This window comes from Streptomyces sp. NPDC006923, from assembly GCF_040635655.1.
Classification (GTDB): domain Bacteria; phylum Actinomycetota; class Actinomycetes; order Streptomycetales; family Streptomycetaceae; genus Streptomyces.
The window spans coordinates 1-6,568 of sequence record NZ_JBEYIF010000050.1 but is presented as its reverse complement, the minus strand read 5'-3'; the positions used below and the strand labels follow the sequence as shown (position 1 = coordinate 6,568).

Genomic DNA, 6,568 nt, shown 5'->3' with positions numbered 1-6,568 from the left:
GCGGTGGTGCGGGGGAGTGCGGTGAATCAGGATGGTGCGTCGAATGGTTTGACGGCGCCGAATGGTCCGTCGCAGCAGCGGGTGATTCGTCAGGCTCTCACTAACGCGGGGTTGTTGTCGGGTGATGTGGATGTGGTGGAGGCGCATGGTACGGGGACGCGGTTGGGTGATCCGATTGAGGCGCAGGCGTTGTTGGCGACGTATGGGCAGGGTCGGGATGCTGGGCGGCCGTTGTTGTTGGGTTCGGTGAAGTCGAATTTTGGTCATACGCAGGCGGCTGCGGGTGTGGCGGGGATTATCAAGATGGTGATGGCGATGCGTCATGGGGTGGTGCCTCGGACGTTGCATGCGGGGGTGCCGTCGCCGCATGTGGATTGGTCGTCGGGTGCGGTGGAGTTGTTGCATGAGGCGGTGGCGTGGCCGGAGACGGGGAGGCCGCGTCGCGCGGCGGTCTCGTCGTTCGGTTTCAGTGGTACCAACGCCCACACCATCATCGAACAGGCCCCGGAGGACTTCCAGGACCGCGAGGAAACCGCGGTCCCGAGTGCTGCCGGCTCGCACTCGGCCTGGCTTATCTCCGCCAAATCCATTGACGGGCTGAAGGCCCAGGCCGCGCGGTTGCGGGCATTTGTGGAGGAGCGCCCTGAGCTGCGCCTCTCCGATGTCGCGTACTCCCTGGCCACCACCCGGAGCGCGCTGGAACGCCGCGTCGCGCTTGTCGCGGACGACCGCGACGGCCTCCTGCGCGGACTCGACGCCTTCCTACGTGGCGAGTCGGCGCCGGAACTGTCCGAAGGATGGGCGACAGGAACCGGAAAGACCGCGTTCCTGTTCACGGGGCAGGGCAGCCAACGCCTGGGCATGGGCCGTGAACTGTATGAGGCGTTTCCGGTGTTCGCGGAGGCGTTGGACGCGGTGTGTGGGGAGTTGGACGGGAGGCTTGAGCGGCCTCTGAAGGATGTCCTGTTCGGTGAGGATGCCGAGGCTTTGGACCGTACGGGGTTCACTCAGCCGGCGTTGTTCGCGGTCGAGGTGGCGTTGTTCCGGTTGGTGGAGGCGTGGGGTCTGCGGCCGGACTTCCTGTCCGGGCACTCGATCGGCGAGATCACGGCCGCGCATGTCGCGGGTGTCCTGTCATTGGCGGATGCGTGTGAGCTGGTGGCGGCGCGTGGCCGGTTGATGCAGGCGCTGCCGTCGGGTGGTGCGATGGTGGCGGTGCAGGCGTCCGAGGACGAGGTGACGCCGCTGCTCACCGACCGGACAAGCATCGCGGCCGTCAACGGCCCGTCGTCCGTCGTGGTCTCCGGCGACGAGAACGGCGTCGCGGTGATCGGGCAGACCTTCCAGGACCAGGGGCGTAAGACACGTCGTCTGACGGTCAGTCACGCCTTCCACTCGCCGCTGATGGACGGGATGCTGGACGCGTTCCGTGAGGTCGCGGCCGGACTCACGTACCAGGCGCCGAGGATCCCGGTGGTCTCCCATCTGACCGGTACCGTCGCCACGGCCGAGGAGATCACCGACCACGAGTACTGGGTCCAGCACGTCAGGGAGGCCGTCCGATTCCACGACGGCATCAGGACACTGGAGAACCGTCACGTCACCACGTACATCGAGCTCGGCCCGGCCGGAGTCCTCACCGCACTGGCGCAGGACTGCCTCGACGACCGCGATGACCAACGCGATCCGGACCGCGGCGACAGCCAGGACCACGGCCGGGACGCCGTCTTCGTACCACTGCTGCGCGGCGGCGACCGGCCCGAGGCCGGCACCCTGATCGAGGCTCTCGCCACCCTCCACACCAACGGTGTGACCGTCGACTGGCAGGCGTACTTCGCGGGCACGGGCGTCCACCGCGTCGACCTGCCGACCCATGCGTTCCAGCGCAGCCGCTACTGGCCGGACACAACCGCCGCCGCCCCCGGCGACATGGCCTCGGCCGGCCTGGGAGCGGCCGGTCACCCGCTGCTCGGTGCGGCGGTGGACCTGCCCGGTACCGACAGCTTCCTCTTCACCGGCCGGCTCTCGCTGCGCACCCACCCCTGGCTCGCCGACCACACCGTGCGGGACACGGTGCTGCTGCCCGGTACCGCACTGGTCGAGCTGGCCGTACGGGCCGGAGACGAGGTGGGTTGCGACCTGCTGGAAGACCTGGTCCTCGAAGCACCGCTGGTCCTGCCGGAACACGGTGGGGTACAGCTACGGCTGACCGTGGACGAGCCCTCCGCGTCCGGCCGGCGGGGCCTCACCATCTGGTCCCGTATTGAGGACGCCGCACCCGACACGCCATGGACCCGGCACGCGGCCGGCACCCTGGCCACCGCCGGCCCGGCGGACCACGAGAACGCGGCCACCGCCGACACCGACGCCGTGTGGCCGCCCGTCGGCGCGGAAGCGGTCGAGACCGGCGGGCTGTACGACGGTCTGGCCGCGTCCGGACTCGGCTACGGACCGGTGTTCCAGGGGCTGCGGGCCGCCTGGCGGCGTGGCGACGAGGTGTTCGCCGATGTGGTGCTGGCGGAGGAACAGGCCGGGGACGCCCACGCCTTCGGACTGCACCCCGCGCTTCTGGACGCGGCACTGCACTCGGTCAGTCTCGGTGATTTCCTCCACACCTCCGACGACGCGACGGACACGGCGGCCGGAGGCGACGCGGCGACGACGCGGGAGACGGACACCGGCAGCGATGGACCGCGGCTGCCCTTCTCCTGGGACGGGGTACGGCTCCAGGCTGTCGGCGCGGCGGCCCTGCGGGTACGGGTGGCCCCGGCCCGCACCGGGCACGGCGCCGTCACCCTGATGATCACCGACGAGACGGGCCGGCCGGTCGTGTCCGTCGACACACTGTCGTTCCGGCCGCTGGCCGCCGAGCACATCCAGACCGCACACCATGAGTCGCTGTTCCGCCTCGACTGGGCCGCCCTGCCCGTACCGGCCGCCGACTTCGCGGCCGGGACCCCCTGGGCCGTCCTCGGCGGCGATGCCCCCGAGCTGGAAGCCGTCCTCGGCGGTGCGGGCATCGCTCTCACCGGCCACACCGGAATCGCGGACCTCGCGGCCTCCCTCCCGGCCGACCGGGCCGCCGGGACGGGTAGTGTGCCCGAGACCGTCCTCGTCCCGTGCCTGCCCGATCCCACCGGGGCGGAGGACACTCCGGCGGCCACCCACCGGGCCACGACCGGGGCGCTGGCCCTCATCAGGGAATGGCTGGCCGAGGAACGCTTCGAGGACTCCAGGCTGGTCCTGCTCACCCGTGGCGCCGTCGCCGTCAGCGCCGACGAGACCGTCGAGGATCTGCCGCGCGCCGCCGTATGGGGGCTGATCCGCTCCGCGCAGGCCGAGAACCCCGGCCGGCTCGTGCTGGTCGACCTCGACGGGAACGAGGCATCAATCCGCGCGCTGCCTGCGGCCCTCGCCTCGGACGAACCCCAACTCGCCGTACGCGCCGGGGCCGTACACACCCCCCGCCTGGCGAGGACGGCGTCCCACGGCGGCGCCCGTCCATCGGCGCTCGCCCCGCGAGGCACCGTCCTCATCACCGGCGCCACCGGCACCCTCGGCGGTGTGCTCGCCCGCCATCTCGTGGCCGAGCGCGAGGTACGCCACCTGCTGCTGACCAGCCGCCGCGGCGCGGACGCCGAAGGCGCGGCCGAGCTGACCGAGGAGCTGACCGCGGCCGGAGCCACCGTCACCTGGGCGGCCTGCGACACGGCCGACCGGGACGCGCTGGCGGCGCTCCTCGGCTCCGTGCCCGACCGCCACCCGCTGACTGCCGTGATCCACGCGGCGGGAGTGCTCGACGACGGGACCGTCGGCTCGCTCACACCGGAGCGCATGGCGCGTGTACTGCGCCCGAAGGTGGACGCCGCCTGGCATCTGCACGAGCTGACACAGGACGCGGACCTGGCCGCGTTCGTCCTCTTCTCCTCGGCGGCGGGCGTCTTCGGCAACCCGGGCCAGGGCAACTACGCGGCGGCCAACTCCTTCCTTGACGCACTCGCCCACCACCGCCGGACCCAGGGCCTGGCCGGGCTCTCCCTGGCCTGGGGGCTGTGGGCAGACGAGGACGGCGGTATGGCCGCGTCCCTCGACGAAACCGACAGGCAGCGCCTGAACCGGGGCAGTATGACCGCGCTCAGCAACGCCGAGGGCCTCGCGCTCTTCGACGCCGCCAGTGCCACCGACGACAGCCTGCTCATCCCCGCACGACTGGACATCTCCGCGCTCCGCGCCCAGACGGGGTCAGGACCGGTGCCACCGCTGCTGCGCGGCCTGATCCGTACCCCCCTGCGACGAGCGACAGCCTCCGGCGGCACCGGTACGGGCGCCGATACGGCGACCGGCCTCGCCGAGCGCCTCTCCGGCCTCTCGCCGGCGGAACGGGACCGGGTCCTGCTCAACCTGGTGTGCACCCATGTGGCGGCCGTCCTCGGCCACAGTGGTGCCGGCGCCATCGAACCCGGCCTGGCCTTCAAGGAACTGGGCTTCGACTCGCTCACCGCGGTCGAGCTGCGCAACCGCCTCAAGGCGGCCACCGGGCTCAGGCTTCCGGCGACTCTGATCTTCGACCATCCCACTCCCGGTGCCCTCGCGGACCATCTGCGCGCCGCACTGCCCCACGAAGAGGGCCCGTCCGTGTTCCACGAACTCGACCGCCTGGAGGCAGCGCTGTCCGGCGCGGCCTCCGACAGCGTCACACGCTCGCGGATCACCATGCGGCTGCAGGCTCTCGCGGCGAAGTGGGACAGCGCCCAGGACCCGGCGGCCGACGACGCCGCCGAAGACAACGACCTCGCGTCGGTCACCGACGACGAACTCTTCGACCTGCTCGACGACGAACTCGGCTCCTCCTGAACGGGAGCGTCCCCAGTTGATGAGCCTTACCTCCCCCTTCGCAAGGAGCCGACGTCATGGTGAATGAGGACAAGCTTCGGGACTACCTCAAGCGGGCGACCGCGGACCTGCGCCAAGCCCGCCGGCGGCTGCGCGAGGTCGAGGAGAAGAACCAGGAGCCGATCGCCATCGTGGCGATGAGCTGCCGTTACCCCGGCGGTGTACGCAGCCCCGAGGACCTGTGGCAGTTCGTCTCCAACGGCGGCGACGCCATCTCCGGCTTCCCCACCGACCGGGGCTGGGACATGGAGACGCTCTATGACGCCGACCCCGAACAGGCCGGGTCCAGCTATGTCAGCGAAGGCGGCTTCCTCTACGACGCCGGCGCTTTCGACCCGACACCGTTCGGGATCTCACCGCGCGAGGCGCTCGCGATGGATCCGCAGCAGCGGCTGCTGCTGGAGACCTCGTGGGAGGCGTTCGAGCGGGCCGGCATCGACCCGACAGGACTTCGCGGCACCAGGACGGCCGTCTTCGCGGGCGTCATGTACCACGACTACACCTCACGTCTCGGCTCCGTACCGGAGGGCGTCGAAGGCTTCCTCGGCACCGGCAGTTCGGGAAGCATTGCCTCCGGCCGGGTCGCCTACACCTTCGGTCTCGAAGGCCCCGCCGTCACCGTCGACACGGCCTGCTCGTCGTCGCTGGTGACTCTGCACCTCGCCGTCCAGGCGCTGCGCAACGGCGAGTGCACCCTGGCACTCGCCGGCGGTGTGACCGTCATGGCGTCGCCTTCGACATTCACCGAGTTCAGCCGGCAGCGCGGGCTGGCGGCCGACGGCCGCTGCAAGCCGTTCGCGGAGGCCGCGGACGGCACCGGCTGGGGCGAGGGCGTGGGCATGCTCCTTGTCGAGCGGCTCTCCGACGCCCGGCGCCTCGGCCATCCGGTCCTCGCCGTGGTGCGCGGCAGCGCGGTCAATCAGGACGGCGCGTCCAACGGTCTGACCGCGCCCAACGGCCCCTCCCAGCAGCGTGTCATCCACCAGGCGCTCGCCAATGCCCGCCTGTCCGCCGACCAGGTCGACGCGGTCGAGGCACACGGCACGGGAACGACGCTCGGCGACCCCATCGAGGCGCAGGCGCTGCTCGCGACATACGGCCAGGACCGGCCCGTCGACCGGCCGCTGCTGCTCGGCTCGGTGAAGTCCAACTTCGGCCACACACAAGCGGCGGCCGGCGTCGCGGGCATCATCAAAATGGTCATGGCGATGCGGCACGGCGTCCTGCCCAAGACGCTGCACATCGACGAGCCGACCTCGCATGTGGACTGGGACGCGGGCGCGGTCGCCCTGCTGACGGAGACCGTCCCGTGGCCGGAGACCGGCGAGCCGCGCCGCGCGGCGGTGTCGTCGTTCGGCTTCAGCGGCACCAACGCGCACACCATCCTCGAAGAGCCTCCGGCCGCCGGGACCCCGGAGACGGCGACGGAGTCGCCGGACGAACAGGACACCGCCGAGGACGCCGCCGAGCGGCGCGAGACGCGACCCGTCGGCGAGAAGGACATGGCGGCCGGGCCCGCGCTCGCCGGAACCCCGTACTCCTGGGTGTTGTCGGGGAAGAGTGAGGGGGCGTTGCGGGGGCAGGCGGAGCGGTTGTTGGGGTGTGTGGAGGGTGGTGTGGGGCTGGGTGTGGTGGATGTGGGGTATTCGCTGGCGGTGGGTCGTGCGGGTTTGGA

At 71.2% G+C, this 6,568-nt stretch carries 2 protein-coding genes; both read left to right on the top strand.

Annotated elements, in window-relative coordinates; genetic code table 11:
* Nucleotides 1-4,854: type I polyketide synthase (locus tag ABZ707_RS33175; protein ID WP_360182581.1), on the top strand; the 4,854-nt coding region annotated here is incomplete at its 5' end.
* A gap of 56 nt (nucleotides 4,855-4,910) precedes the next feature.
* Nucleotides 4,911-6,568 (top strand): beta-ketoacyl synthase N-terminal-like domain-containing protein (locus ABZ707_RS33170; RefSeq protein WP_360182578.1); only part of this gene is annotated, 1,658 nt, incomplete at its 3' end.